Genomic DNA, 2,920 nt, shown 5'->3' on the forward strand with positions numbered 1-2,920 from the left:
ACTCAACCTCGACACTCCCGCCCAACGACTCGCCCAACTCCTCGAACAAGCCGCCTGACCGGATGTTGCACTGACCGATTGACATTGCCCCGCAGAACGTGTACGTGGTTTCAGTCTCGACGCGGTGTCCCTCAATCAGCCGCAGACAGCACGGCGATCAGGTCTTCGAGAATGGTTGCCAGCGAGCCGTTTTCGAGGGGCGTCATGCCGGCCAACAGCTCAACCGCATCGCTGCGACGGCCGGCGGCCACCAGCGGCACCACCCGATCCACCGTCGTCCGCAGATCCGGGACTTCCGGCTCCATGTTCGCGACGGTGGTGACCAGCACCTCGACCAGCTCCCAGTCCCGGTACAGGGCCAGCGAGCGCTCGTTGAACGCGAACCCGGTCACGGGTTCGCCCCACAGGGTGCCGCGGTAGCGGTATGGACCCTCCATGTATTCGATGGGCAGGCCGTGCGCGGGCGCGGGTACCAGCGGCTCGCCGACGATGTCGAGTTGCATGGTGCCGCAGGTGATCCGGTGGCGGTCCGGCATGTATCGGGCGGCCGCATGCGGCCGCACCAACGGTTGCACCGCCTCCGGCCATCGCACGTAGCTGCTGACCGTCACCTCGACGTCCTCGGCGCATTCCGGCGACATGGCCGGATCGGGATGACTCGTCGTCACGCCGGTAAACGGCTGCAGCGCATTGCCATTGGTGCGGTCGAACTGCCGCCAGATGCTCAGGTCTACGCCGTTGTCGAAGTTGATGGTGCGCCATTCGTGGGACCGGGCCCGCGGATCTCCCCCGGTCCCTCCGCCGCCGGCGTATTTCGGGAACCACTGCCGGTCGATGTGTCCGTTGCTGCCCGAGACCTGCTGAACCAGGTCGCCCCAGCGTAGGGTGCCCGTCATCGCCATGCCGGTCTGGAAATACGAATAGGTTTCGGTCTGGCCGAAGCAGCAGATTTTCCCGTTGTACGTCGACGCACCCACCGGTGTCGGTGCGCGCGTTGGCGTTACGGCCAGGTCCAGCCGCATGGGCCGACCCGAATGGTCCTCGCCGACCAGGCTGACGCGGTAGGTGTAGGGCAGCAGCCCTCCGTCGCCGTCCCGACAGGTGGTCCAGGAAGCGGTGCCCACCCCGCTGGAGTAGTGGATGTCGAGATGGCCCGGGGCCAACGTCAGCTTGCGCTGCGCTCCAGGTTCCATGTTGGCCGGCGGCATGTCGTAATCCGTATAGGTGCCGTAGTCACCGGAATCCAGATCGAACAGGGCCATCGTGTAGAAATCGGCGACCACGGCGCCGCCGGGGCGGTTCTTGTTGACGATGGTCAGGAAGGCAAATGACCGGCCCGTCTCGACGGCATCCAGCTGCCCGGCGATGAACCAGGTGTCCGACTCCTGATCCGGGTGCTCGCCCTCGGCGGCGGGGAAATCCAGTTGGCTGTCGCCGGGCACCAACTGGAAGGGGTAACTGCGCCAATCGCTGGTCATATGGGCCCTCGCTGCTTTTTTCGCTATGTTAGCGTCAATAGCGAAATCACGGTCACTGTCGCCTTTGCGCCCAACCCCTCGAGGAAGTGCCCGATGACAGAAAACGCCGGCCACCGGTATTACGACGAACTCTTCATTGGGGGGCAGTGGCGCAAGCCCGCCAGCCCCCAACAGCTCGCCGTCATCTCCCCGCACTCCGAAGAACCGGTCGGCCACGTCCAGCTGGCCGGGCCCGAGGACGTCGACGCCGCCGTCGCCGCCGCGCGACACGCCTTCGACCACGGCCCGTGGCCGCGGATGACCCACGCCGAGCGGATGGCCAAGGTCGAACAGCTCGCCGCGATCTACGCCGGCCACCTCGAGGAGATGGCCGACTTGATCACCGACGAAATGGGCTCCCCGCGCAGTTTCAGCCGGATGGGCCAAGCGGCGGCCGCGGCGTCGCTCATGCATCTGGCGCTGGCCGCCGCGCGCGACTTTCCGTGGGAGGAACGGCGCCAAGGCGTGCTCGGCGAAGTGCACCTGCGCAGGGCCCCGGTCGGCGTGGTCGGCGCGATCGTGCCGTGGAACGTGCCGCAGTTCCTGATCATGCCCAAACTGATCCCGGCATTGATCGCCGGATGCGCCGTCATCATCAAACCCGCACCCGAAACACCCTTGGACGCTTTGTGGTTGGCGGAAATGATCGAGCAGCTCGACCTGCCCGAAGGGGTGGTCTCGGTGTTGCCCGGCGGCCCCGAGATCGGCGAGGCGCTGGTGCGCCATCGGGGCGTGGACAAGATCGCGTTCACCGGTTCGAGTGCCGTCGGGCGCCGCATCGCCGCCCTGTGTGGCGAACAGCTCAAGCGTGTGAGCCTGGAACTGGGCGGCAAGTCCGCGGCGATCATTCTCGACGACGCCGACATCGGCAAGACCGTCGCCGGATTGAAAACCGCCGGCCTGATGAACAACGGCCAGGCCTGCGTCGCCCAGACCCGCATCCTGGTCAGCGACCGGCGGCACGACGAGGTGGTCGACGCGCTGGCCGACATGATGTCGGGCCTCAACGTCGGCGATCCGGCCGACGACGCCACCGACATCGGACCCCTTGTCGCGCAACGGCAACAACGCCGTGTCCAGGACTACATCAAGTCCGGCCAGGCCGAAGGCGCCCGCGTCGTCCTCGGCGGTCAGGACAGCCCGTCGACGCGTGGCTGGTATGTGCAGCCGACGCTGTTCGCCGACGCCACCAACGAGATGCGCATCGCCAGGGAGGAGATCTTCGGTCCGGTGTTGACCGTGTTGCGCTACCGCGATGAGGACGACGCAATCCGAATCGCCAACGAGAGCGACTACGGTCTGGCCGGTTCGGTGTGGACCTCCGACATCGAGCGCCGTGAGGCGCTGTTCAACCGAACGGAGGTGAGAGACCACCGTCGCCGAGCCATCGCAGTGGCCCGGTA

The 2,920-nt window shown here is 66.5% G+C and carries 2 protein-coding genes; one reads left to right on the plus strand and one right to left on the minus strand.

Annotation, left to right across the window (positions count from 1 at the left end; genetic code table 11):
• Window positions 1–131: 131 nt before the first annotated feature.
• Window positions 132–1,478, minus strand: a complete 1,347-nt coding sequence (locus AWC17_RS03110) for a secreted hydrolase (protein ID WP_046184161.1) — start codon at window positions 1,476–1,478, stop codon at window positions 132–134.
• A gap of 93 nt (window positions 1,479–1,571) precedes the next feature.
• Between AWC17_RS03110 and AWC17_RS03115 the strand changes: the two genes are divergently transcribed.
• Window positions 1,572–2,920 (plus strand): aldehyde dehydrogenase (locus AWC17_RS03115; protein WP_244193467.1); only part of this gene is annotated, 1,349 nt, incomplete at its 3' end.

Origin of the sequence: Mycobacterium nebraskense, from assembly GCF_002102255.1 — a bacterium.
Taxonomy (GTDB): domain Bacteria; phylum Actinomycetota; class Actinomycetes; order Mycobacteriales; family Mycobacteriaceae; genus Mycobacterium; species Mycobacterium nebraskense.

Bases quoted from the DNA above. Each gene is read 5' to 3' on its own strand.
- AWC17_RS03110 (WP_046184161.1), bottom strand. From the start codon at position 1,478: ATGACCAGCGATTGGCGCAGTTACCCCTTCCAGTTGGTGCCCGGCGAC.